This window comes from Mucilaginibacter mallensis (assembly GCF_900105165.1).
In the GTDB taxonomy this organism is placed as follows: Bacteria; Bacteroidota; Bacteroidia; order Sphingobacteriales; family Sphingobacteriaceae; genus Mucilaginibacter; species Mucilaginibacter mallensis.
The window spans coordinates 294,959-320,380 of sequence record NZ_LT629740.1; the positions used below are offsets into that span (position 1 = coordinate 294,959).

At 41.3% G+C, this 25,422-nt stretch carries 21 protein-coding genes; 11 read left to right on the forward strand and 10 right to left on the reverse strand.

What is annotated here, in order from left to right; all coding sequences use genetic code 11:
* Window positions 1-80 precede the first annotated feature (80 nt).
* The 5 genes from BLU33_RS01210 to BLU33_RS01225 form a co-directional block, all read right to left on the reverse strand.
* The gene (locus BLU33_RS01210; RefSeq protein WP_091367953.1) at window positions 81-1,466 is read right to left on the reverse strand and encodes a M20/M25/M40 family metallo-hydrolase; all 1,386 of its coding nucleotides are present in this window, start codon (window positions 1,464-1,466) and stop codon (window positions 81-83) included.
* Window positions 1,467-1,516: 50 nt separating this feature from the next.
* Window positions 1,517-3,580 carry an ATP-dependent DNA helicase RecG gene (gene recG, locus BLU33_RS01215; protein WP_232009460.1) on the reverse strand — a complete coding sequence of 688 codons (2,064 nt, stop codon included), beginning with the start codon at window positions 3,578-3,580 and terminating at the stop codon, window positions 1,517-1,519.
* A 59-nt stretch (window positions 3,581-3,639) separates the two neighbouring features.
* Window positions 3,640-4,020, reverse strand: a complete 381-nt coding sequence (locus BLU33_RS01220; RefSeq protein ID WP_091367957.1) for a RidA family protein — start codon at window positions 4,018-4,020, stop codon at window positions 3,640-3,642.
* Window positions 4,021-4,068: 48 nt separating this feature from the next.
* Window positions 4,069-4,215, reverse strand: coding sequence for a DUF6728 family protein (locus BLU33_RS25265; RefSeq protein WP_172829198.1), 147 nt, complete (start codon window positions 4,213-4,215; stop codon window positions 4,069-4,071).
* Window positions 4,216-4,342: 127 nt separating this feature from the next.
* Complete coding sequence (locus BLU33_RS01225; protein WP_091367961.1) at window positions 4,343-5,680, reverse strand: OmpA family protein; 1,338 nt, start codon at window positions 5,678-5,680, stop codon at window positions 4,343-4,345.
* Between the two features lie 149 nt (window positions 5,681-5,829).
* Between BLU33_RS01225 and BLU33_RS01230 the strand changes: the two genes are divergently transcribed.
* Complete coding sequence (locus BLU33_RS01230) at window positions 5,830-7,119, forward strand: aminopeptidase P family protein (RefSeq protein WP_091367964.1); 1,290 nt, start codon at window positions 5,830-5,832, stop codon at window positions 7,117-7,119.
* Window positions 7,120-7,193: 74 nt separating this feature from the next.
* On the opposite strand, the gene meaB is transcribed toward BLU33_RS01230, so the two are convergent.
* Window positions 7,194-8,087, reverse strand: coding sequence for a methylmalonyl Co-A mutase-associated GTPase MeaB (gene meaB, locus BLU33_RS01235; RefSeq protein ID WP_232009367.1), 894 nt, complete (start codon window positions 8,085-8,087; stop codon window positions 7,194-7,196).
* Between the two features lie 146 nt (window positions 8,088-8,233).
* Between meaB and BLU33_RS01240 the strand changes: the two genes are divergently transcribed.
* Together BLU33_RS01240 and BLU33_RS01245 are read left to right on the forward strand one after the other, a co-directional pair.
* Window positions 8,234-9,292, forward strand: coding sequence for a glycosyltransferase family 4 protein (locus BLU33_RS01240; protein WP_091367967.1), 1,059 nt, complete (start codon window positions 8,234-8,236; stop codon window positions 9,290-9,292).
* 49 nt (window positions 9,293-9,341) lie between these two features.
* Complete coding sequence (locus BLU33_RS01245) at window positions 9,342-10,292, forward strand: hypothetical protein (protein WP_091367969.1); 951 nt, start codon at window positions 9,342-9,344, stop codon at window positions 10,290-10,292.
* A 2-nt stretch (window positions 10,293-10,294) separates the two neighbouring features.
* Here BLU33_RS01245 and BLU33_RS01250 read toward each other — a convergent pair whose 3' ends face one another.
* A complete protein-coding gene (locus BLU33_RS01250; RefSeq protein WP_091367973.1) occupies window positions 10,295-11,035 on the reverse strand; it encodes a glycosyltransferase family 2 protein in 741 nt (246 codons plus the stop codon).
* Window positions 11,036-11,197: 162 nt separating this feature from the next.
* Between BLU33_RS01250 and BLU33_RS01255 the strand changes: the two genes are divergently transcribed.
* From BLU33_RS01255 to BLU33_RS01265, 3 genes are all read left to right on the forward strand, one after another.
* A complete protein-coding gene (locus BLU33_RS01255) occupies window positions 11,198-12,340 on the forward strand; it encodes a glycosyltransferase family 9 protein (RefSeq protein WP_091367976.1) in 1,143 nt (380 codons plus the stop codon).
* Between the two features lie 81 nt (window positions 12,341-12,421).
* The gene (locus BLU33_RS01260) at window positions 12,422-14,254 is read left to right on the forward strand and encodes an ABC transporter ATP-binding protein (protein WP_091367980.1); all 1,833 of its coding nucleotides are present in this window, start codon (window positions 12,422-12,424) and stop codon (window positions 14,252-14,254) included.
* Between the two features lie 174 nt (window positions 14,255-14,428).
* Window positions 14,429-15,406, forward strand: coding sequence for a nucleotide-diphospho-sugar transferase (locus tag BLU33_RS01265; protein WP_091367984.1), 978 nt, complete (start codon window positions 14,429-14,431; stop codon window positions 15,404-15,406).
* 7 nt (window positions 15,407-15,413) lie between these two features.
* Here the strand turns inward: BLU33_RS01265 and BLU33_RS01270 are convergent, their stop codons facing one another.
* Together BLU33_RS01270 and BLU33_RS01275 are read right to left on the reverse strand one after the other, a co-directional pair.
* A complete protein-coding gene (locus BLU33_RS01270) occupies window positions 15,414-16,226 on the reverse strand; it encodes a class I SAM-dependent methyltransferase (protein WP_091367988.1) in 813 nt (270 codons plus the stop codon).
* Window positions 16,227-16,541: 315 nt separating this feature from the next.
* On the reverse strand, window positions 16,542-17,195 hold the full coding sequence (locus BLU33_RS01275) for a porin family protein (RefSeq protein ID WP_091367991.1): 654 nt from the start codon (window positions 17,193-17,195) through the stop codon (window positions 16,542-16,544).
* A 124-nt stretch (window positions 17,196-17,319) separates the two neighbouring features.
* On the opposite strand from BLU33_RS01275, the gene BLU33_RS01280 reads away from it, so the two are divergent.
* The 3 genes from BLU33_RS01280 (at window position 17,320) to BLU33_RS24975 (ending at window position 20,052) form a co-directional block, all read left to right on the forward strand.
* Window positions 17,320-19,044 carry a glycoside hydrolase family 3 protein gene (locus BLU33_RS01280; protein ID WP_091367994.1) on the forward strand — a complete coding sequence of 575 codons (1,725 nt, stop codon included), beginning with the start codon at window positions 17,320-17,322 and terminating at the stop codon, window positions 19,042-19,044.
* Between the two features lie 116 nt (window positions 19,045-19,160).
* Complete coding sequence (locus tag BLU33_RS01285) at window positions 19,161-19,838, forward strand: NAD-dependent epimerase/dehydratase family protein (protein ID WP_091367998.1); 678 nt, start codon at window positions 19,161-19,163, stop codon at window positions 19,836-19,838.
* 43 nt (window positions 19,839-19,881) lie between these two features.
* A complete protein-coding gene (locus tag BLU33_RS24975; protein ID WP_157682014.1) occupies window positions 19,882-20,052 on the forward strand; it encodes a hypothetical protein in 171 nt (56 codons plus the stop codon).
* Window positions 20,053-20,117: 65 nt separating this feature from the next.
* Here BLU33_RS24975 and BLU33_RS01290 read toward each other — a convergent pair whose 3' ends face one another.
* Entirely contained in the window at window positions 20,118-20,672 is a 555-nt protein-coding gene (locus BLU33_RS01290) for a hypothetical protein (RefSeq protein WP_091368001.1), read from the reverse strand.
* Window positions 20,673-20,767: 95 nt separating this feature from the next.
* Between BLU33_RS01290 and BLU33_RS01295 the strand changes: the two genes are divergently transcribed.
* The gene (locus BLU33_RS01295) at window positions 20,768-23,932 is read left to right on the forward strand and encodes an ATP-dependent DNA helicase (protein ID WP_091368005.1); all 3,165 of its coding nucleotides are present in this window, start codon (window positions 20,768-20,770) and stop codon (window positions 23,930-23,932) included.
* Between the two features lie 44 nt (window positions 23,933-23,976).
* Window positions 23,977-25,329, forward strand: a complete 1,353-nt coding sequence (locus BLU33_RS01300; protein ID WP_197684547.1) for a M28 family peptidase — start codon at window positions 23,977-23,979, stop codon at window positions 25,327-25,329.
* Window positions 25,330-25,422 lie beyond the last annotated feature (93 nt).

Here is a 25,422-nt window from a genome sequence, read left to right on the forward strand (position 1 = left end):
TTTTTGTGATGTGCCGCAAATTTAAGATTATGCGGCGGTTTTTTATGTAAAATTACGGTAAGGTTTGAGTTACACCCATATTAATTTAAGCCATGCTGGTCTATAAGATACATTAAAGAGGCAATTGCAGCCGCGCCGAGTTCCAGCTCGCGCTTGTTTACATTCTCAAAAACATCGTTGGCACTATGGTGCACATCAAAGTAACGCTGCGAATCTGGCAGGTAACCTATCAATACAACTCCCGGGGCTTTTGCTTTCAGCGGCTCTATGTCGCTTCCGCCACCGCCGGCAGTAAGTCGATCGGCACCATAAGGTTCAAGAAGTTTTTTCCATTTCAGGTTGATGTTCTGCACAAATGCGGGTGATGCACCGCTGAAACCGAATCCACGGGGTGTAAAACCGCCCAGGTCCGATTCAATGGCGGCAATATGTTCTTCCTTGTTTTTGGCCGCTAATTCAGCATATTTTTCACCGCCTTTGTCGCCATTTTCCTCGTTGATAAAAAATACTGCCCTGATGGAATTTTTTGGCTGATAGCCCAGCACTTTAAGCAAACGCACCGCCTCAACCGACTGCATGATACCCGTGCCATCATCATGCGCACCTTCAGCCAGGTCCCATGAATCCAGGTGACCGCCAACAGTAATAAATTTGTTAGGATTCTCGGTCCCGGTTAATTCGCCAACAACGTTGTACGAAAGAGTATCAGGCAAGAGCTTACAACTCATTTTTAAGTAAAATTGTACAGGTGCTGTATTTTTTTGCTTTAGCAGCTCACTCAACTGGTTTGCTGCGATAGTTGATATGGCTGCCGCCGGAATGTTAATGCCCGCTTTATCATAAGATGTAGCACCGGTGTGCGGATAATTGTCGATGCTCTCGGTCAGGGAACGGACAATTACGCCTATTGCGCCATATTTTGCTGCCGCTTCCGGGCCTGCAAAACGCTGGTCGCCGGCTGTGCCGTAGGCTCGCAATGTTTCAATAAAGCGAGGATCAAACGGGCGGTTAAAGAAAACTATTTTACCTTTTATAGCTGCAACGCCAAGTGTATCCAGTTCCTTTAAGCTATGCACCTCAATAACATCGGCAGTAATGCCATTTGCCGGGGTAGCTACCGACATGCCCAATGCTGCAATGGCAACAGGTATGTGGTTATTGCCAATAATTATCACCCCATTCTCTTTATCACCCCGTACCCAATGAGGCACCATTACCGGCTGCAGAAAAACACGGTCGAAACCATAGCTTTCCATTAGTTTTTTACCCCATTCAATCGCTTTCTGTGCATTTGGTGAACCACTTAAACGCGGGCCAATATTCTTACATAAATAATGCAGATTAGCATAGCATTTGCCATTAACCAGTTCCTCATCATATATTTTGCGCAGCATAAGTGAGTCCTGTGCTTTGAGCAATGCGGTTGAGAAAATAAAAGCGAATAGTAAGGTAAATTTTAATTTCATACGAATGCGTTTATTACAAATATAATATTGTGTAGTAAAAAGCAGTATGATCAGGATATTTTATCCCAGCTTAAGCCTTGGTCTTTTGATTGTAAGGAGTGGTGCAGGATCTGGTTTTCAGGCAGCGCCAATTGCGGATCGGCCTCAAAAATGCCTTCAACACACTGGCGGATCTGTATTAGTAGTTGCTGGTCGGTAACAATGTTAGCTATCTTAAGATCGAGCACACCACTTTGCTGGGTACCCTCAATGTTACCTGGGCCGCGTAGTTCCAGGTCTATTTCGGCTATTTCGAAACCGTTGTTGGTTTTAACCATGGTACTGAGCCTTTTTCTGCCATCGGCACTCAACTTATGGCTGCTCATGAGTATACAATAGGATTGCTCGGCACCGCGCCCCACGCGCCCGCGCAGCTGGTGTAATTGCGATAAGCCAAAGCGCTCCGCATTTTCAATAATCATTACCGAGGCATTGGGTATGTTAACACCTACCTCAATTACCGTGGTTGCAACCATTATCTGCGTTTCGTGCTTAATAAAGCGCTGCATCTCATAATCTTTTTCATGCGGCTTTAGTTTGCCGTGTACTATGCTGATGTTGTAATCGGGTGCAGGAAATTCATGCGACATTACCGCAGCGCCATCCTCGAGGTTCTTCAGGTCGAGCTTTTCACTTTCCTGTATCAGCGGATATACCACATAGATCTGCCGTCCTTTGGCAATTTCCTGTTTCATAAAGCCGAACATTCGCAAACGCTGATTTTCATATAAATGGTGTGTTTCGATAGGTTTACGACCTGCCGGTAATTCATCAATTATAGAAATATCCAGATCGCCATAAAGCGTCATAGCTAATGTGCGGGGGATGGGAGTAGCCGTCATCACCAGGATATGTGGTGGGATGCTATTCTTTCGCCATAGCCTTGCCCTTTGCTCCACACCAAAGCGGTGCTGCTCATCAATAACCACAAGGCCCAGGTTTTTGTATTGTACCTTATCCTCAATAAGCGCGTGGGTGCCTATCAGTATTTTAAGGTCGCCGCTTTCCAGGCGCTCATGCAAAATCTTTCGGGCTTTAGGTTTGGTTGAGCCGGTTAACAGGGCCACCTCAACAAAATCATCGCCCACCAAACTTTTTATAGTTTGATAATGCTGATTCGCCAATATCTCAGTCGGCGCCATAATACAGGTTTGGAAACCGTTGTCAATAGCTATCAGCATGCTCATGAGCGCTACAACAGTTTTTCCGCTACCAACATCGCCCTGCAATAAACGGTTCATCTGAACGCCGCGCTGCGTGTCCTGCCGTATCTCTTTTAAAACCTTTTTTTGAGAGTTAGTTAGTTCAAAAGGTAATTTATGGTGATAGAACTCATTAAAGTAATTACCTACCGTGCCAAATATATTACCCTTGAATTTATTGGTGCGGTGTAACTTGGTTTTTAATAGTTTAAGCTGTAAAAGGAACAGCTCTTCAAACTTAAGCCGGTGCCTTGCTTCATTAAGCGCGGCGGCATCCTCCGGGAAATGAATATTGCGGTACGCCTCAACTCTTGATACCAGTTTAAACCTGTTGATGATATATAAGGGCAGGTTTTCGTGAATGTCCTTGGCGTATTGTTCAAGCAGCGTGGCTACCAGCTTTTGGATGCCCTTGCTATCCAGCGAAAACGGCTTTAACTTTTCTGTTGAGCTATAGGCGGGCTGCAGCGTTAAATTACCTTTTCTCTGCAGTACTTCTGCTGAATATGGCTCTATCTCGGGATGTGCCATCTGCACCTTGCCGTTAAAAAAGGTTGGCTTACCAAATATAATGTACGCCTTGCCCGGGATCAGCGCCTTTTCGACCCAGCGTATACCCTGGAACCATGCTAGTTCCATCACCCCGGTATCATCCTGCGCCTGGAAGATGAGGCGTTTGGTATGCTTCTCGCCCAGCAGCTCTTTATGCGTTAGGCGCGCTATTACTTGTACATGGGGCAGTTCAGGTTCAATCTCCCGGATCTTATAAAAGCGGGTCCTGTCGATATACTTATACGGAAAATGGCGTAAAAGATCCTCGAAAGTGGCTATCTGCAACTCCTTTTTCAAAACATCGGCACGACTAAGGCCCATGCCTTTTAAGTACTCGATCGGGGTTTGAAAAGGGCTCAAATAATAAGGATATTTAAGTATTAACCTTTAATAGCAGTAACTGATATCTCCACATTAACATTCTTAGGCAAACCGGCAACAGCCACAGTTTCGCGTGCAGGGAACTTGTCGGTAAAGTAAGAACCATACACTTCATTAACCTGGGCAAAGGTTTGCATGTCTTTTAAAAAGATGGTAGTTTTTACAATATTGCCGAAGCCAACACCGGCCTCTGTTAAAAGCGCTTTAATGTTTTCCATTACCTGGGTGGTTTCGGTTTTAATATCATCAAGCACAAGATCATTGGTTACCGGGTTAATGGCAACCTGGCCTGAAAAAAATATAAAATTGCCGGCTTCAATAGCCTGGCTGTAAGGACCGATTGGCGCAGGGGCGTTAACGGTATTGATAACTGTTTTCATTAAAATAAGTGTTTTTTAGCGTAGCAGATCACAGTAATTTTTAGGTGATCAATGTCTTTTAAGTATGAACCAATCTATCAGTTTCCAGATAATACCCAACAGGAACACAGTTATTGCAATAGCATTAATAACATGCATTACTTTAAGGTTGAAACTGGTGGGCCTGTTAGGATCCTTTTTTCTGAAGAAGTACATAGTACAAATATAAGCAGAAACACTAAAGCTTAAAGCAGAATACCAAAGCTTTTCATTTGGAAAATATGGGAAACAAAAAAGGCCCCGATATCGGGGCCTTTTTTCAATATATTATTTTATCTAATAATTATTGGTGGAATTCAACACGACGGTTAGCAACGCGGCCTTCTTCTGTTGAGTTGTCAGCTATTGGGTGAGTTTCACCGAAAGCTTTAATTTTTAAGTGTTTAGCATCAACACCTGAGTTAACTAAGTAAGTTTTTACTGAGTTAGCACGGTCTTTAGATAAACGCATGTTGTGAGCAGCAGTACCTTCTGATGAAGCGTAACCAGCAACTGTAAGTGTTTTACCAGTAGCCCTTAAGTCAGCTGAAGTAGCATCTAATACTGGGTAAGAAGAAGTTCTTAATACAGAGCTATCAAATTCAAACTGGATGTTAGAATAAGGAGCTGCTTTAACAGAATCTTTCTTAGTAGTATCTTTAGGGAATACGATAACGCAACCAGAACCGTCAACTACGCTGCCAGCAGGTGTGTTAGGGCATTTGTCGAATTGATCAGAAACACCGTCACCGTCAGAATCTTTCTTAAGATCAGCAACCGCAGTTTCAACATTGGTAACACGACCTTTTAAAGCTTCAACTTCCTGACGTAAAGCTGCGTCATACAGTTCGTCATACATCATAGCAATTGGGTTCACCCAATCGATATTTTTCTTTGCACTTGAACCGAAAGTATACTCTAAACCACCATAGCTATATGAATAACGGTTTTGAGTTGGGTAAGAATGGTAACCTGCGAAATTGTAACCACCGATGAAGTTAACTTTGTAACCAAAGTTTAAAGCTAACGCGTCAGATAATTTAAATTTAACACCTACGCCTACCGGTACAACAACTTCTTTAACAGTATTGCTATATACATTAGCAAAAGCGCCTTCAGTACCACCAGCTAAATCAAATTTAGGTTTGTAGAAATCTAAACCGTAACCAGCATCACCATAAAAGTTAACTGCATTTGCACGGTGTAAGAAAGAAACGCTACCGAAATTGACAATAGCATTTAAGCTAACAGCGTTTGTTTTGGTTTTGTAATCAATACCGCCAAATTTAGATGGTCCGTACTGATATCCATCATTATTACCTTTAACTGTACCACCTAAGTAATCTAATGATAAGCTGAAGAAATGAGAGAATGCATCTCTGATTGATACTCCATAACCTAATTCAGGAGTGAAGTGAGTAGTAACGTTGTTACCAAGAGGAGTTTGACCCGATAACATACCGGCGTTTATACCGATGCTAATGTGGTTGTACTGGCCTAATCCACCAAATACCTTGGCAGATGAGGTTGCAGAAGACACCGTCTTGGTAGAATCAGTTGATGTCTGAGCTTTAGCTGCACCCAGAGCCATCAAGGAAACAACTGACAATGCGACTGTTTTCTTTAATGTAGAATAATTCATAGTTTTAAGATTAAACGATTTTAATTGTGATTTTTTTCAAAATTAGTAATTATGTTTGAAACCAATACCAAATTTTGTTCCAAAACTTGTAATACTTATACAAATAAACTAAAAAAATTGTTTAAATAAAATATATAAACGCATTAATAATGAAATATCCCGCTGTAAATGAGTTCTTATTTACAAATAATAGAAAAAATTTCGTTTCGCGAATAAAATTAAATTCTATAGCTATTTTCAACTCAAATGATGAATTTCCAAGGAGTGGCGACCAAACCTTTACATTTAAGCAGAATGCGGATTTTTTTTATTTAACAGGTATTGATCAGGAACAAAGTATTTTAATTTTATTTCCTGATTGTCCTAATCTACTATACAAAGAAGTACTTTTTTTAAGACAAACTAACGAACACATTGCAGTTTGGGAGGGACACAAGTACACAAAAGAGGAAGCCAAACGGGTTTCGGGTATTGAGAGTGTATTTTGGCTGAGTGAATTTGATGCCATATTGCATAGCATTATTAATTATGCAACGCACATATATATAAACGCGAATGAGAACGACCGCTTTAGCTTTGAGGTGCCCTATCGTGACCTGCGCTTTCTTCAGGACCTGCGTATAAAATACCCGCTACATCATTATGAACGTTCGGCACCTATAATGCGTGAACTGAGGGCTGTAAAGTCTGACATAGAGGTTGAGCTTACCAAAAAAGCCTGCGCTATAACAAGAGACGCTTTTATACGCGTACTTAAATTTGTGAAACCCGGTGTTGCCGAGTATGAAATAGAGGCTGAAATAATACATGAGTTTATAAAACAGCGTGCTACCGGGCATGCCTATAGCCCCATAATAGCATCAGGTAAAAATGCTATAGTGCTGCATTATATTGATAATAACCAGGTTTGTAATGACGGAGATGTGATATTGTTTGACTTTGGTGCCGAATACGCCAACTACAATGCCGATATGAGTCGCTCCATACCTGTAAATGGCCGTTTTACAAAACGCCAGCGCGATGTTTATGATGCCGTTTTAAGAGTGATGCGCGCTGCAACCAAACTTATTGTAGCCGGAGCCGTATGGAATGATTACCATGATGAGGTTGGAAAAATAATGACCGGCGAGCTTATTGGCCTTGGCTTACTGGATAAACACGATGTTGCAAAGCAGGATCCTAAAATGCCTGCCTATAAAAAATACTTTATGCACGGCACATCACATCATTTGGGTTTGGATGTGCATGATTTTGCCAGCAGGTACAAACCTTTTGAGGCGGGTAATATATTAACCTGTGAGCCGGGGATTTATATTCCGCAGGAGGGTTTGGGCATAAGGCTGGAGAATAATATACTGATCACCAAAGATGGTAATATTGATCTGATGGCTGATATACCACTTGAGGCTGATGAGATTGAAGAGATAATGAATGCTTAGTTAAAGGTTGATTAGGTGAGTGGTTGATTAAGTTATTAGTTGTAATCATTCACTCAATGAAACTAATCAACCATTCACCCTAAATACCTGTTCACAAAATTATACAGGTTGAACCCGGGCTGGTTCGCTTCCTTTGCAATTTGCTGTTGCAGGTCCCTTTTATTTACGTTTGCCATGCGTTTTTGCTGGATCATACGATAAGCCTTTTCGGCCAGCAGCATTTCCTTACGGCTATTTTGCCGGTGTTGCGCCGTGGTAATAAAGCTGATGATCTGATCAATCCCTTCACCTTGCGAAGCTATCGCTTTAAAAACAGGCAGCTGATCACTCTTTTGTTCGGTAATCTTTTTTAAATTGTTGGTTAACAGGTCGGCATCTGCCCTGTCGGCTTTGTTTACTATAAAGGCATCTGCAATTTCCATCAGGCCCGACTTGATATTTTGTATCTCATCGCCGCTTTCAGGTACTAAAACCAATAGGGTAATATCGGCCAAACCGGCAATTTCAACTTCCGACTGTCCAACGCCCACCGTTTCAATAAATATATAATCAAAGCCTGCAGCGCGCAATACATCAGTCATTTCAATCGTTTTGGCTGATAGCCCGCCTAATGAACCACGTGTGGCCAGCGAACGGATAAAAACTCCGGGATCATTAAAATGCGCCGACATCCGGATGCGGTCGCCCAATAAGGAACCAAAATTGAAAGGTGAAGTGGGATCGATAGCCAGAACAGCTATTTTGTTGCCATCCTTTAGTAAATTGCTGATAAGCGCATTAACTAAAGTGCTTTTACCCGCACCGGGTGGGCCGGTTATGCCTATTATAGGTGTATTTTTAGTAAAACTCAGGCTTTTTAATAATTCATCAGCGCCGCTAAGGCTATTCTCAACAATAGTTAACGCGCGGGCTACTGCTTTAAAGTTGTCGCGGTTTAAGGCCGCTAATGTATGGCTAATGGCGCTCACAGGGTTATTTTATATCTGCAAAACAATAAAATTATCACAAGATAACTTAATATTTGCCCGGAAATTAGTTGTTTCAATAAAAAAGCGAATATTTACAACGCGATGCATACCGCATGGCGCAGCAATAATTTATATAAACTCATAACATGGTGACAAAACCATCCATACTGCTCACGTTTGATTCTATGAAATACCCCAATTCTGGATTTTTTTCCTTTGGGAAAAGTCTGGGTGATGCGGTGCTGACACAAAATGCGGGGCGTTATAAGCTTTATTACTATGTACACCAAAGGGCAAACTACTTATTCAATAAAAAGGTGAGCCTGGTGTTCCTTTCCAAGCTACATAAATTATTCTTCCCCGAGCCAAGCCGGTTTGCATTGGTACATTTTACCGACCAGTATTGCAGGCTAAAACCACAAAAGGTTAAAGGGAAAAAAGTGCTGACTATACATGACATTAACCCGGTGCACGAGCAGCGCAAATCGGAGCGTAAAATACAAAAGCACCTGAGAAAATTGCAGGGCTATATAGATGTATGCGACAGGGTAGTAGCCATATCTCATTTTGTGGCCGGTGATATTTTAAAGTATTTCCCTGAGGCTAAAGATAAAATAAGGGTAATTTATAATGGTGCCGATATCCTGCAGGTTGATGATGCGCATGAACCAAATTATTTGCCGCCTGCCAAATTTTTGTTTGCCATAGGTTTTATAGCGCCCAAAAAGAACTTTCACGTTTTGCCGGCCCTGCTAATAGGTAATGATTATACGCTGGTTATCTCGGGTGTGGAAACGCCCTATAAAAGCAAAATAATGGAAGAGGCCGAAAAGCTGGACTGCGCCGACCGGGTAAAAATAACCGGACCTATAAGCGAGGCCGATAAAGCCTGGTATTATAAAAACTGCGCAGCATTTGTATTCCCATCATTGGCAGAAGGTTTTGGATTGCCTGTAATTGAAGCCATGCATTTTGGCAAGCCTGTGTTTTTATCAACCCATACCTCCCTGCCCGAAATTGGCGGCGATGCAGCTTTTTACTTCAACAGTTTTGAGCCGGAAGCCATGCGACAGGTTTTTACCAAAGGGATGGAAACATTTGAAACTGAAAACTGGCAACAAAAAGTAATTGCCCACGCCATGAAATTCGACTGGCATGAAACAGCAAATCAATATTTGGCATTGTATGATGAGTGTTTAAAGTAACGAACACTACAATTAGCAGTAGTTTTAATAGCTATTTATCTTACAAAGAATGTTTAAAAAAAGGAATATAATAAGCAAATTGTGGTTAAAGTATACGGATAGAGCCGCTTATGTAACTTACAAGTGGGATCTGGCGAATTATGGCGAATCGGAGCAGATAAATTTTTTAATCGGGAGTGAAAAATTAAACACAACTGCTAAAATTAATGCTGTTATCAATTCTACAGGCAAACTAAACTTATTGCATAGCGGCAACGCAGGTGACATTATATATGCTTTGCCCACTATAAAAAAAATATATGAAACAACAGGTGTGCATATAAACCTGTTATTGAAATTAAACCAGCCTTCAAAAATACAGGCCTTCAGAGCTCATCCACTGGGTAATGTAATGCTGAATCAAAAAATGGCAGATATGTTGTTTCCCTTAATTCAGTCGCAAGAATATATAAGGACAACAGCGGTATATACAAATCAGGTTATTGATATAGATCTTGATTATTTCCGGGCCGGTTTTATACCCATGAATACGGGCAATATTGCGCGATGGTGCAGCTATATTACGGGCTTTAGTCCGGATTTATGGAAGAAGTGGCTGATAGTTACACCTGATACTGATTTTTCTGACACGATAATAGTAGCCAGAAGTGGCCGGTATCACAATGAAACCATTAATTATTCATTTATAAATAAATACAATAATCTGAAGTTTATAGGTGTAAAAAGCGAGTATGATGATATTAAAAAATTCATTCCTAAAATAGAATGGATCGAAGTTGAAGATTTTTTGCAGATGGCCCGGATGATTGCTGGCTGTAAGTTTTTTATCGGTAATCAGTCCTTTCCCTATTCAATAGCCGAAGCGTTAAAAGTTCCGCGAATATTAGAGGTAGCTTTTGATGTTATAAATGTGGTGCCTGAAGGAGAAAATGGTCACGACTTTTTTTTGCAGGATCACTTTGAATCGCTGGTTGAAAGTTTAAATGCGGGCGGTAAATAAAACTAAGCCCTGGGATCGTCCCTGTGTTTAAACTTATATATTTTATATCGTAGCCATATTGTCAACCCGAAATATTTAAAAATCATTCCCCCTTTAGCTTTTTGGAAAGGAACATCAATTTGGGTGCCTGATATGCCTGTATGATTAAAATTGGCTAAGGTATAGTCTTTATAAATAAAGTGAAAATCTTTATCTGCATATAACTTAAGGGTTAATGCAAAATCGGCCGATATCCTGTATTGCGTATCATATTTATATTTAATAAATACCGCCTTTGGGTAGATCATAGCCTGATGATAGGCGCCAAATTTTGCAAATCTGTACTCATTTAAATATCCGGCCCGTTTTCTTCCTTCTGCAAATACATTCGCATAATAAATTGCTGTATTATCGGTAAGTTCAGTAACCATTGTTGAAAATTCAGGCAGCAGTTCATCATCGGCACCCAAAAAATATACCCATTCACCTGTAATATGCTGTATTGCCTTATTCATGGCGTCATAAACCCCGTTGTCGGGCTCACTTAACCAATATTTAATCTGGCTGGTATTTTCCTGTAATATGTTCACTGTGCCATCAGTACTATTGCCATCTATCACAATAATTTCAATGGCCGGGTATTGTTGTTGGTAAATACTATTGAGGCAGTTTTGCAAATGTTCAACGGCATTATAGGTAACAATAATTATTGAAATAACTGCTGTATTGTATGCCGGTAATGTTGAAATATGCTCTTTACTCATTGGGGCGATCGTTTATATTTACTGTTTTACACACAGCACGCTTTATTAGCAGGCAAAAGTACTTTTAAACGCTTAAAACTGTTATTTAATTCTGAACAATTAAAATACTTAAAACAAATATCCTGTTAAAACTGAAAGGGATGATTAGTTAGCTTTGTACCGATGGAAATAAAAAACAGGAACTTATTTAGATTAACACGTTTTGTAATATTTAAAATATCGTACTTATTTAAATTCCTGGCTAAGTTCAGATCGGGTAAGAAACGGCTGCTCATTTTAAAAACCGATGCGATTGGTGATTATATCCTGTTCAGGAATTTTATTGAGATCGTTAAACTTTCGGATGAGTATAAGAACTACGAGATCGATCTTTTAGGCAATCCGCTATGGCGCGATATAGTATTAAGCTATGATGCGCCTTTTGTTACTGAACTGATGTTTACCCGTATTTATGACCTGTATGAAGCCCCGCTGAAAACATTTAAACTAGGCTGGCAACTGTTCAAAAGGAATTATGCAGTGGTTTTACAGCCATCATCAAACCGCTTATTAATTACCGATGGCCTGGCAGCGCTTACAGCAGCCAAACAAATTATAGGCTACGAAGGCAATACCGAAAGCATACAACAACGCTATAAAACCAAAAGCGATAAGTTCTACACACAAAGGCTGCTGCTCCCGGCTGCTGTTTATTTTGAGTTCGACCGGAGTAAATTCTTTTTCGAGGCGGTATTGAAGCAGAAGCTGGATATAAATGGGCCGTTAATCAAAACTAAACAAACTGAAAGAAAGGGGATAATCATATTCCCCGGCGCGGGTATCATCAAGCGGGGCTGGGAGCCTGAGAAATTCCTGGAGCTTATCAAACTGATAAAACAGCAAACCAACCAGCCGGTTTATATTGCTGGCGGACCGGCAGAGGCTGCCGTTGCGGAGTATTTAACCAATGCATTGCCACAAGGAGAGGTGATCAACTTAACAGGTAAAACCACCCTGCCGCAATTGGTTGAGCTTATTGGCTCAGCCGCACTGGTAGTGAGTAACGAAACCAGTGCCATACATATAGCTGCTGCCGCGCAAACCCCGGCTATTTGTATTTTGGGCGGTGGCCATTTTGGGCGGTTTGCGCCTTATCCGGCTCATATGGCGCAAACAACAATATGTGCCTACGAAAAAATGGAATGTTACAACTGCAACTGGAACTGTATATATGAAACTATGCCCAATGCGCCTTACCCATGCATTAGCATTGTAAGTTTAGATAAGGTATGGCTTATGGCACAACAGGCGCTCAATCAATTATAATACAAATTACTACTAAGCGTTTTATGATACGGTAATTACTAAATTACTATTAGCTTTGCACACTTTTTATTTTAATAATTAATGAAGACATATTTTAGGCTGCTATCATTTGCCAAACCAATTGAAAAGTTTGCCATCCCTTATATATTGTTTACTTTACTTTATGTAGTGTTCAGCACGCTGGTATTCCCATTGCTGATCCCGTTACTTAACCTGCTTTTTTTAACTGATAACAGCCAGATCACTCATAAAGTTGTGAGTAATCCGTCAACATTCAATCTTACAGGCTGGTTCAACTACTACATGTATTACTTTGTAAGTACTTATGGTAAGTGGGGCGCTTTGCGCTTTGTATGTTCTGTACTTATTGTTACCATATTACTGGGCAACCTGTTCCGCTATCTTTCAGCGAGGATAATGGAAAATCTGCGGGTACATACATTGCTTAATCTGCGCCGCCGCGTTTTTAATAATGTGATGGACCTGCAATTAAGCTATTTTAACAATGAGCGTAAAGGTAATATTATCTCAAAAGTAGCATCAGATGTGCAGGTAGTACAGTTTTCTGTTACCTCAACCCTGCAGGTAATATTTAAAGATCCTATACAGTTAATAGCTTTTTTAGTTACACTGTTCCTGATCTCGGTAAAACTTACTTTATGGTCACTATTAGTAGTGCCTGTAGCAGGTTTAATTATATCAAGAATAGTTAAGCGGCTTAAATCACAGGCAATTGCTGCCCAGCAATCCTATGCCAATATGATCAGCTATCTGGATGAGGCCCTGTCGGGGATTAGAATTGTAAAAGCATTTAACGCTGCCGATTATATCAAAAATCGTTTCGACGATGAGAATAAGCGTTATACCAAAATATTGCGCTCCATGGCCAAGCGCCAGCAGGCAGCATCACCGGTATCAGAAACGCTTGCAGTTACCATGATATCGTGCATAGTACTATATGGCGGTTACCTGATCCTGAATAAACGTTCGGATGGTTTGAGCGGGGCTCAGTTCATCGCTTATATTGGTATCTTTTCGCAACTGATGCGCCCTGCAAAATCTATATCAGATTCATTTGGTAACATACACGCGGGTATTGCAGCCGGTGAACGTGTGCTTCAGCTTATTGATGAAAAACCTACCATTTTTGATGCGCCTGATGCTAAGCCGTTAGCAGAATTTGAACATGCCATTGAATTTAAGAATGTAACTTTTGCCTACGGTGAAAGAACCGTACTTGATAATATTAACATAACCATTCCCAAGGGTAAATCAATAGCATTGGTTGGCCCGTCGGGGGGGGGCAAGTCTACATTGATAGATCTTATACCAAGGTTTATTGTTCCTAAATCAGGGCAGATATTATTTGATGGAGTTGACATTGAAACGGCGGTTACCGATTCATTACGTGCGCAACTGGGTATTGTAAACCAGGAATCGATATTGTTTAACGATACTATTTTTGGTAACATAGCTTTCGGTAAAACAGATGTAACCATGGAGCAAGTAGTTGCCGCGGCCAAAATTGCCAACGCCCACAACTTTATTATTGAAACAGAAAAAGGTTACCAAACCAATATTGGCGACCGTGGCGCAAAACTATCAGGTGGCCAGCGCCAGCGTATCTGTATAGCCCGCGCGGTATTAAAAAACCCACCAATAATGTTGCTGGATGAAGCTACATCGGCATTGGATACCGAATCAGAAAAACTGGTGCAGGATGCCTTGAATAACCTGATGAAAAACCGTACCTCACTTATCATCGCGCACCGCCTCAGCACAATCCAAAATGCTGATAGTATCATCGTACTGGAGAACGGTAAAATAGTGCAGCAGGGTAATCACCAGGAGCTGATGAACGAGGAGGGTTTGTATAAGAAATTAATCAATATGCAAACTTTTAATGCTGATTAATTAATGTTTTCCCCGGGCGATTTTTGTGAGGAAATGAGCCTAATGTAAAAGATCCTTTACACAAATGCTGGTCTACCTATGTTAAATCAGTGCATCAAGATTGTTACTTTTAATAGATACGTTTTTTGCGAACTTTCGGTTCAATATCAAGTTATCTACTAAAACCCCTGTAACATGATAAATTTTGACGTAACCTCTTATAAAACAAAATCAGCGGTATTATTTGTCATATTTAACCGGCCCGATACTACTTTAAAGGTATTTGAGCAGATTAAATTAGCACAGCCCCCCCGCTTATATATTGCTGCTGATGCCCCTCGCGCTGATGTTCCTGAAGATAAATTGTTATGTGAACAGGCAAGGGCAATTATCGATATGATTGATTGGGCATGTGATGTAAAAACACTTTTTAATAAGCAAAATGCAGGCTGCAAAAAAGGGGTTTCGTCTGCCGTTACCTGGTTTTTTAATAACGAAGAGGAAGGGATAATTTTAGAGGATGATTGTTTGCCGGCAAACAGTTTCTTTAAGTTTTGTGATACCCTGTTAGATAAATACCGGGATGATTATCGCATAAGGCATATTACAGGTTGCAATCTTCAGCACGGTAAAAAATGGGGTAACAATAGCTACTACTTTTCAAACATGACCTTTGTTTGGGGCTGGGCAAGCTGGAAACGAGTTTGGGACGATTACAAAAAACTGGATAATTATAATTATGAAGAAGTAAAAGAGCAGTTAGGTAACATTTTTGGCGAGCCTTTATTAGTTGATAGCTGGTTAAATATATTTGAAGAGGTAAAAGCCGGTAAATTAAATTCATGGGGTTACCAGCTTGATTTTGTGAACTTTTTTAACAACGGGCTTACCATTGTACCTAATGATAATTTGATATCAAATATAGGCTTTGGCCCTGCAGCTACCCATACCCTTCAGGCAAATAGCCTCAACGCTAATGTGCCGGTAACGGAAATTACAGAAATAACACACCCTGTATTTGTATTGCCCGAAAAACAGGCCGATATGTGCATATTAAACCGCGACTTTAATATTGAAGAAAGGAAGCGGAGGCAAAACTTATTGCGTCGCAAGGTAAAAAGATGGTTTAAGCAAGCGCTTAGAACTGCGGCAACCTATATGTTTATCAGCTAATTGCAGATTACTTATTTAATTTGTCTTTAATATATTGCCAGTCGGTCATCAACAGGCCTTTTGTTTTGCCATATATTTTCTCCTCCGTGTTCTTCACAAACTTCTTTGCTTTCCTGAGCAAAAAACTCTCCCGTACAGGTACCAGTATATCATGGCTGAATTGCTGTTTGCTGAACATGTGTAAAAACTTGCCGTCGCTATAAAAATTATAACCCAAGTGCTGGGCTATATAGGCCAGCGAGCTGGTGGTATAAAATGATATATGCTGCCCGGTTTCGAGCGATAAATATGCCCATTCTTTAAAATCAGCAATTTTTTCGGGCTGAATTTCAGTGGTAAAAAGCAGGTTATCCGAAAGTTTAAGCATGTTTTTTATCTCCTCAACCGGATCGGGCAGGTGCTCAAGTACTTCAAAGGCAGTTATTAGCTCAAAGTTTGTTTCAGCAGGCAGATCGGCAAGCGAAAAATGCTCGGCAAATAAATTGGGGCAATATTTATCGGTATTGTAAAAGTTGAACCCCTTATCGCGCATTAAACGGGTAAACAATCCATATCCTCCGGCATAATCTAAAAAAAGGCCTTCATGCTTAAAATTCTTAATTAAAAGCTTGCTTGCCCTATCGGCCAAATAAATATTGCGCGAAGCCAGGCCAATATCCAGTTTGGTTATTACAGATGCGTATGCTTCTTCCAGCCAAAAAGGCTCCTCGGTTTGTATAAAGCCGGTTTCATTGCATTTGTAATACTTAACCTCATACTTATTCAGAACTGTTTTGGTAAATAATAATGAAGTTTCGCCACCTGTAATTTTGCTTCTCATTTATTGGGGTTTACGTGGCATTATAATAATTGCCGCATGGAATTGGGGCTGAAATTAAACAAATTACAGATATTTATAACACTTATTAAGATAGTGTCAAGTCAACAGTCTTTAGTCGTAAGTCTAAAGCCATATTTCGTTCTTTTTGAATTTTGACTCAAGACTTTAGGCTCATGACTAGCGACATTTTATGATTGACACGACACTAGTGCTATATATGAAAAAATGTGATACCCTTTTTCAAGAGTATCACATTATAATATTACTTTGAACCTGATGTGCAGAAGTTTCTGATCTCCTGGTTCTCAAATCTTGTTACTTAATCCTGAATCCCAATCCTACCTGGAAAACCTGGTTACGATAATCAGGGCCATTATTATTGCCATTTGCAGTCAAATCAAGCGCATACCGTGCACGTATTTCAACTACTGGGTTAATGTCAAAGCTTACGCCAAAAACACCGGCTACTATGGTGTTATTACCATTGTAATTATAATTATCGGTAGTGGTACCTGTTGGATCGTGGTAAGTGTTATTTGTTGAAGTTAAAAACGATACCTGCGGGCCTAACAACAGGTTAAATCCCGGAACTAAATGAAACTTGGCAAGTAATGGCACATCAATAAAATTGGCGCGCGATGTAAAGTTAGTACCGTCATCTAATTGTGCTGAGAAACCTTTTTGGGAGAATAACACTTCAGGCTCGAATGATACAGGGTAAGCAATAGGCACATCAAAATAAAGCCCGGCATTAAAACCTGCTATAGTACCGGTAGAGTTATATGAATCATAAGCATCAACTGTATTGGCTATGTTTAAGCCGCCTGTTATACCAACTTTAACGGTATAAAAGTCGTCATTGGAGCGCTTTTGTTGATGATGCGGATGACGCGGACCGTAGTAATATTGCTGGGCGCTAACTGAACCTGCTGCGAACAGGCAAATAGCCATAAAGAGAATTTTTTTCATAATGTAAATAGTTTTTATAAACGTATAGAGCAAAAATAAACACAAAGGTTTATTTAAGGTTTTAATTTTTTATGGATATGGTAAAAATAATGTCATAGAAACCGAATTTAGCTACATTTGAACTATGGCCGGATACAGGAAAAGCATTATATATACACTGCTGTTTTTACTAAATTTTATTGCTGTAGATGCATTTGCGCAAAAAGAGACCTATATAGAATCACTAAAAAAGCAAAATCATTGGGTCGACTCGGTATTTAAAAAGATGAACCGGAGGCAGAAGATAGCCCAGTTCTTTTTTGTGCGGGCACATACCAATTTGGGACAGGCTTATGAAGATTCTGTTGCCAAAGTTATAAGCGATGAGCAGGTTGGCGGCCTGGTATTCTTCCAGGGTGGGCCGGTTAGGCAGGCCGATTTGATTAACAGGTATCAAAAGCTGAGCAACGTACCACTGCTGATAGCCATGGATGGCGAGTGGGGTGTAGGTATGCGACTGGATTCAACCACATCGTTCCCTTACCAGATGACATTGGGCGCTATACAGGATAATACGTTGATATACAAAATGGGGCAACAGGTGGCTTATGATTTTAAACGCCTGGGCATGCAAATGAACCTGGGTCCGGACATGGATATCAACAATAATCCCGACAACCCGGTGATTAACTACCGGTCTTTTGGCGATAACAAATACAATGTAGCGCAAAAAGGCATAGCCTACCTTAAGGGTATGCAGGACGAGGGCTTGCTAACAACTGCAAAGCATTTCCCCGGCCACGGTGATACCAATGTAGATTCGCACCTTGATCTGCCATCGCTGCCGTTTAGCCGTGCCCGATTGGATTCATTGGAAGAATATCCCTTTAGGGAAGCTATAAAGGCAGGCATAAGCGGTGTGATGATAGCGCATATGGATATTCCTGCTTTGGATAATACAAAGAATTTGCCATCAACCCTCTCACGAAAAATTGTTACGGGTATACTGAAAGATTCGCTGGATTTTAAAGGGCTTGTAGTGTCTGATGCAATGGAGATGAAGGGAGTTATAAAATATTTCCCTAATGGCGAAGCCGATCTGCGGGCATTTATGGCCGGTAATGATATTATTGAGCTTTCGCAGAATTCTGCCCGTGCCATAAAAATAATCAGGAAAGCGGTACGTAAAGGGCAGATAGCGCAGGATGAGTTTGATGCCCGGGTTAAAAAGATATTAGCCGCTAAATACTGGGCAGGCTTAAGCAATTATAAGCCAACTCCACTAACCAATCTTGTAGCCGATCTGAACAGGCCCAGTGAGCAGGAACTGGTACAGCAATTAAGTGACGCGTCAGTTACAGTGTTAAGAGGAAATGCTGCGTCGGTACAACTTAACCCTATACTTAAAACAGCTATTATTAGCATCGGCGTAACACAGTATACCGAGTTTCAGAAAAATCTTTCCAGATGGTACCTGAATTGTGCCTTGTTCAGGGTTGGGAAAACAGCATCTGTTAGTGATTTGAATAGTTTGTATAACGTATTAAAGCAATACCAGCAGGTATTTATCAGTATAAACGATACCCGCCCGCGCCCGCAAAGCAAACTGGACTATAGTAATGAGGTGAAGTTATTTATAACGCAACTAGCTGCGAAAAAAAATACGGTTATAACTGTTTTCGCTAACCCGTACACCATTGCCGGTTTGCCGGGGATTGAAAAAGCAGGGGCATTAATGGCCTGCTACCAAAATAGTGATGATATGCAGCGCGCGGCGGTAAAAGTTATTATCAGGCGTATAAACCCGACAGGTAAATTGCCGGTAAATGTAAATACGTTTTTCCCTTACGGGACTGGGGTTAGTTTGTAGAACCTCCTGTCATCCCGAACTTGTTTCGGGATCCCATAAAACAGGATGCACGTTTGCTGGTTACTTAGCATGTGAGGTGCTGAAACAAGTTCAGCATGACAATTAATTAAATTAGCATGGAAACAAAAATAAGAGCCATAATAACAGGCGCTACCGGCATGGTGGGCGAAGGTGTATTGCACGAATGCCTGCTGCACCCACAGGTAGAGGAAGTACTGATAATTAATCGGAAACCCAGTGGTATAGTGCATCCTAAACTAAAGGAGATCATTCATGCTGATTTTTTTGATCTGTCGGCTATTGAGGGTCAGCTTTCGGGTTATAATGCCTGTTACTTTTGTTTGGGAGTATCATCGGTAGGGATAAAAGAACCGGAATATTACAAGCTAACTTATACCCTCACTCTTAATGTGGCCCAAACGCTCAGTAAACTAAACCCGGATATGACCTTTTGCTATGTATCCGGCGGTGGCACGGATAGTACCGAGAAAGGCAGCTCGATGTGGGCGAGGGTAAAAGGTAAAACCGAGAACGATTTAATGAAACTGTCTTTTAAGCGCGTTTATAATTTCAGACCAGGCTATATGCACCCAACCAAAGGCTTGAAGAATGTATTGCCTTATTACAAGTACATGTCGTGGCTTTATCCGTTTGTAAGAAGGTTCTTTCCGCAATTTGTGAGCACCCTAGCCGAGTTAGGTCAGGCGATGATTAATGTGGTACTTATTGGTTATGATAAACCTGTTTTAGAAGTGAAGGATATTGTGAAGTTGGCGCATGTTGCTGATAAATAGATGATTAAATTTATTTAAATTAGCTTTAGGTAAAGCTTAAGCTATGGATAAAAGGTATTTCGCGGTAAAGCTCATCCCCAGTCGCCCAAGCTTTGCGCAGGACCTAACGGATGATGAAAGAGCTGTTATGCAGCAGCACTCCGCTTACTGGCGCAGCATGATGGCTGAGGAAAAGGTACTGGTATTCGGTCCGGTACTTGACCCGGCAGGATAATGGAATATGAATTTTACCAGATACTGGCAGTGGTGAAAGAGTGAAGGATGGTTTAAAAAGAAAGTTTAACTGATCAACTTTTTATCACGTAGTTTTTGAAGTATAAAATTAGCTTCAGCCTCATCAAGCGCTTCGCCGAACATGATGGTTTGCATACCATAATCAAATTTTATGGTCCCTTTTTTATCCAGGTTAAATATGTTTGACCGTCCAAAGCCAAACGGGCCTGTGGCAAAATAGTCTTCTCGTGCGCGAAAGTCTTTCGTTTCACGAAGATCATACGTTTTAAGCCTGTAAAGAAAGACTCCCTTTTTATCAATTGTAAGGGCTCCTTGCCCCGCAGATATTACTTCTTTGCCCATAAGCATCCACCAAAATGTTCTTAAAGCAAAAAAACCGCCTACAGTCCATCCGCAAAGCCAAATAATTAAAAAAGGCGCCGGACCTCTGCCCCAGAAACCAAATGCCGTTGCTGACACAAAAATTTCCCCGGCAAGCCAGCCACATAGCCAAAAGCTTAAAAATAAAATAATGAACCAGTTTTTCTTGGTTGGGATTGTTATCTCAATACCTCCAAAATCTTCGTCAATAGTGGCGCGACCGGTGTAGGGTATTTCCATTTGTTAAATATGATATTTTTTTATGATGATATAAAATATTCAACCAGGTATTATGGTTGATTTATAACCTTGATTAATTCGTAAATTTGTTCACTATGCAATCATCCTTCAATAAATATAATGAGAAATTTCAGCAGGCTTTAGCCAATTTAAACCCGGAGCAATTAGCCGCGGTTAATAAAATGGATGGGCCGGTGCTGGTAGTTGCCGGGCCGGGTACTGGTAAAACACAGATACTTGCAGCGCGCATAGGCAAGATATTGACAGATACCGATGCCCTGCCAAATGAGATCCTTTGCTTAACCTATACCGATGCTGGCGCTATTGCAATGCGCAAACGTTTGTTCGAGTTTATTGGTCCGGATGCTTACCGTATTAATATCTATACTTTCCACGCCTTTTGTAATGAGATCATCCAGGAAAACCTGGAGTATTTCGGCAAGCTGAATTTAGAACCATTATCAGAACTGGATGGCGCTATGCTGTTCCGCGAGTTGGTTGATGAGTTGCCGAACGATCATTTATTAAAGCGTTTTACCGGTGATATCTATTTTGATGCTCCGCGCTTAAAACGTCTTTTCTCTACCATGAAAAGCGAGGGCTGGGACGCTGATATAATTGCCGCTGCAGTAAAGGAATATATGGACGATCTGCCTAACCGTGAAGAATTTATCTATAAGCGGGCAAACGCCACAAAAGGCATCAAAATAGGCGACCCAAAACAAAAAGATATTGATGCCGCGCAGGAAGCTATGCAAAAGCTGATGGCGGCAGTAAACGAATATAAAAACTACGCCATCAAAATGGGCGAAAAGGGCTGGTATGATTATGACGATATGATCATATGGGTATTAAAAGCCTTCCGCGAAAATGAGGAGATCCTGCGCAAATACCAGGAACGCTATCAATATATACTGGTAGATGAGTTTCAGGATACCAGCGGATCACAAAATGAGCTCCTGAAATTCCTGCTGAACTACTGGGAAACGCCCAACGTGTTTGTGGTTGGTGATGACGACCAGTCGATCTTCAAATTTCAGGGCGCTAACATGAAGAATATTTTGGATTTTGCCAATGATTATGTACAAACACTGCATACCGTAGTGCTTAAGCATAATTATCGCTCTAACCAGCAGATACTTGATATTTCAAAGGCGCTTATCAATAATAACCAGGAGAGGCTGACCAGTCAGCTGGCTCTGGATAAGGACCTGCGCTCGTCGCACCCGCGCTTTGATGAGCTGGTGGTTGAGCCGGTGATCCGTGAATATGAAAATCCCGGTCAGGAGGTAGTGGATATCGCTTTGCAGATCAAAAATCTGATCGATAAAGGCATTTCGCCCGATGAAATAGCAGTGATCTACCGTAACCATAGCCAGGTTGAGGACCTGCTGCAATACCTCGATAATCAAAAGATAGCGGTTAATACCAAACGAAAGATAGATATCCTTACTCAGCCCTTTGGTGAAAAGATCATTACCATTTTGCGTTACCTCGCCATGGAAATGGATTCACCTTATAGCGGCGATGAGTTATTATTCGAGATCATGCACTATGATTTCTTTAGTATCCCGCCAATTGAGATTGCTAAGGCAAGTATCGCGGTAGCAAAAGAGAACTATGCCACGGTATCAAATAATCAGCCCAAGACCTCGTTACGCCGTTATATCAGCGAAATGCGCACCCCGGCACAACCCGGATTGTTTGATAGTGCGCAAAATGTGGAAATGAAATTCCTCATCAACAATATCGATCTGCTGTTAAAAGACTCGGTAAGCATAACACTGCAGCAATTTTTTCAGCATGTGATATCCAAGATGGGAATTCTGCGGTATATCATGCAGCAGCAGGATAAGGGCACGCATATGCAAATGCTCACCAATCTGTTCGACTTTTTAAAGGACGAGAGCCGCAAAAATCCTGAGATCAGCCTCGCCGACTTGATCCTAACCATCGACTTGATGAAAAAGAACAACATCAGGCTGAGTTTAAACCAGGTTATATTTTCTGATAACGGCATTAACTTTTTAACAGCCCACGGCTCGAAAGGGCTGGAATATGAGTATGTGTTCTTCATCGGTTGCGATAAAAAGACCTGGGACAGCAAGGGCCGCAACACCGGCTTCAGCTATCCGGATACATTAACGCAAAGTCGCGCTGATGATATCGCCCAAAAGGAAGAATCGCGCAGGTTATTCTATGTAGCACTTACGCGGGCAAAACAATGCCTCATGATCTCCTATGCTTCAAAAGATAAAAATGGCAAGGATCAGGAAGCATCGCAATTTATTGGTGAAATATTGGCCGATACGCATTTGGTGGTAGAGCATCCAAAGGTAAAAGAGGATGAAATGCTCGAGTTTTATGCAGCGCAGTTCAGCATTGATGATAAACCGAAGATCGAACTGCTCGACAGGAATTATATTAACCAGCTGCTGCAAAACTATACGCTATCGGTAACCCATTTAAGCAATTATCTGGATTGCCCGTTACGGTTTTATTTTCAGTGTTTGATCAGGGTGCCATCGGGTAAAAGCCCGTCGGCTACATTTGGGCAGGCTGTACACTGGGCGCTGAACAAAACCTTTAAAAAACTGCAGGAATGGGGTGATGAATTCCCGCCGACCGAAGAGTTTATGAAGGAATATCGCTGGTACATGTACCGTAATCGCGATTCGTTCACCAAAGAGGAATTTAAACTGCGTGTAGCCTACGGCGAAAAGATCTTGCCCGCGTATTACGAGCAAAGCATCCCGACATGGAACAAGATAGCCGTAACTGAACGCACCATAAAAAATATCGAGATACAGGGCGTACCCATTAAGGGTAACCTGGATAAGATAGAGTTTGAGGGTAAAAACGTAACCGTAGTTGATTACAAAACCGGTAAGTTTAAAAATGCCAAAGATAAATTTATACGCCCAACCAATGAAGAACCCAATGGCGGCGATTACTGGCGCCAGGCGGTTTTCTACAAAATATTAATTGACCACGACCGCACCAACGACTGGCAGGTAGTGAACACCTTGTTTGAGTTTGTGGAACCCATAAAAGATGGCGAATACCACAAAGAAAAAGTATTTATAACACATGAGGATACCGCCACGGTAACCGAACAGATAACAACCGTTTATCAAAAAATTATGGCTCACGATTTTAATACCGGCTGCGGCAAAAAGGAATGCGACTGGTGCCATTTTGTAAAAAGCAATTTTAAACAGGCTGATGGGGTGTTGGTGGAGGAAATGGACGGGGAATAATCCAGTAGACGCGACACATTCAACATACGTCAATAAAAAATAATATGAAGTATTTAGTATTTCTTATCCCTGTATTTTTTGTGCTGAATTCACCGGCGCAAACCATTATCAAGCAGGATGCTGCTATTAAACAAATGGTTGACGAGGTTTCATCCAGGAACATAGAGGCTATCATTCGTAAGCTGGTAAGTTTTAAAAGCAGGCACACGCTTAGTGATACTTCCAGTAAAACAACAGGCAGTGGTGCGGCGCGTAACTGGATTAAGGCCGAGATGGAGCACTATGCGGCTGCATCAGGTGGTAGAATGGTGGTACAGTTTGATACTTTTACTCAGCCTAAAGGAGAAAGGATTGACAAAGCTGTAAAGCTTAAAAATGTTCTGGCTGTTTTAAAGGGAACAGACCCTAATGATACCAGGGTTTATATTGTATCGGGTCATTATGATTCCCGTGTAAACGATGTAATGAATCCCGATGCTGTTGAACCGGGAGCTAATGATGATGCCTCAGGGACTGCCGTATCAATGGAACTGGCAAGGGTGATGGCAAAGCGATCATTCCCGGCTACCATAATTTTTATGTCGGTAGTGGGTGAAGAGCAGGGGCTATATGGGTCAACAAATGTGGCCAAGCGTGCTAAGGCTGAGAACTGGAATATTGATGCCATGCTCAATAATGATATTGTTGGCAATACCCATGGCATGGAAACTGACTTGAAGGATAACCGCAGCGTGCGTGTTTTTAGCGAAGGAGTACCGTCTGTTATGGCTGATAATGTAAAGCAGGTATCGGGTTTAATAGCTTTGGGCGGCGAAAATGACAGCCCCTCGCGCGAATTGGCCCGATATATAAAAGAAGTTGCTGAACGCTATGTCGATCAGCTTGATGTGACGATGATATATCGCCGCGACCGGTACTTACGCAGCGGCGACCATGTGCCATTTTTATTACAGGGTTTTACAGCGGTAAGATTCACGGAAATGAATGAGGATTTTACCCGCCAACATCAGGATGTACGTACTGAAAAGGGTGTAGATTATGGTGATCTTCCCGATTTTGTTGATTTTAATTACGTGCAAAAAGTAGCCAGAATGAATCTTTCTGTATTGGCAAACTTGGCGCTTGCACCTGCCGAGCCACAAAATGCAGGCATTGTTACCAGCGGCTTAACCAACAAAACCATTTTAAAATGGGATAAACCTAAAACCGGCAAAAAACCGGCAGGCTATTATGTACTGATGCGCGAAACGATCAATCCGTATTGGGAAAAGAAATTTTATGTAACAGATACCACTGCTACGTTAAGTTATTCCAAAGATAATTACCTTTTCGCCGTACAATCGGTAGATGCAGATGGGCATGAAAGTCTGCCGGTATTTCCAAAGCCGATAAGATAAGAACATAATTCTCTTAGATTAAAGATCGTCTTTAAATCCCCATCACTAGCGCAAGTCTTGTGGGTGAAACGCCCTGAGCGATTGCTGACTTGT